General features: G+C 61.9%; 1 protein-coding gene. It reads left to right on the top strand.

What is annotated here, in order from left to right:
- Window positions 1-2: 2 nt before the first annotated feature.
- Complete coding sequence (locus tag AC1Q80_RS30795; protein WP_209790197.1) at window positions 3-752, top strand: electron transfer flavoprotein subunit beta/FixA family protein; 750 nt, start codon at window positions 3-5, stop codon at window positions 750-752.
- Window positions 753-847: the final 95 nt, after the last annotated feature.

The following is an 847-nucleotide window of genomic DNA, read 5'->3' as shown; positions in this document are numbered from 1 at the left end:
CCATGAAAATACTTGTGACGGTTAAGCGGGTGGTTGACTACAACGTCAAGATCCGGGTGAAGGCGGACGGCTCGGGTGTCGAGCTTGCGAATGTGAAGATGTCGATGAACCCGTTCGACGAGATCTCGGTGGAAGAGGCGCTGCGGCTGAAGGAAGCCGGCAAGGCCGACGAGGTCGTGGTCGTGTCGGTTGGACCGGCCAAGGCCGAAGAGACGTTGCGCACCGCGCTCGCCATGGGTGCCGACCGGGCGATCCTTGTCGAGACCGAAGACCAGGTCGAGCCGCTCGCCGTCGCCAAGATCGTCAAGGGTGTGGCCGAGGCCGAACAGCCCGGCCTGATCATCGTCGGCAAGCAGGCGATCGACGACGATTCGAACCAGACCGGCCAGATGCTGTCGGCGCTACTCGGCTGGGCGCAAGGCACCTTCGCCTCCAAGGTCGAGATCGGCGACGGCAAGGCAACCGTGACACGTGAAGTCGATGGCGGCCTGCAGACGATCGACATCAAACTTCCGGCCGTGGTCACCACCGACCTGCGCCTCAACGAGCCGCGTTATGCCTCGCTTCCCAACATCATGAAGGCGAAGAAGAAGCCGCTCGACAAGAAGACCCCGGCTGATTTCGGCGTCGACACGACGCCACGGCTGAAGGTGCTGAAGACCGAGGAGCCGGAAGGCCGCAAGGCCGGCATCAAGGTCAAGTCGGTGGCCGAACTGGTCGAAAAGCTCAAGACCGAAGCCGGCGTGCTTTAAGTTTCAGGAAAGGGAGATTTCATCATGGCTATTCTGCTTCTGGCTGATCACGACGGCAGCCACCTTTCCGACCAGACCGCCAAGGCGCTGACGGC

The organism is Ensifer sp. GW823-FHT05D09 (assembly GCF_058795755.1).
This window is presented reverse-complemented; position numbering and strand designations above follow the sequence as displayed.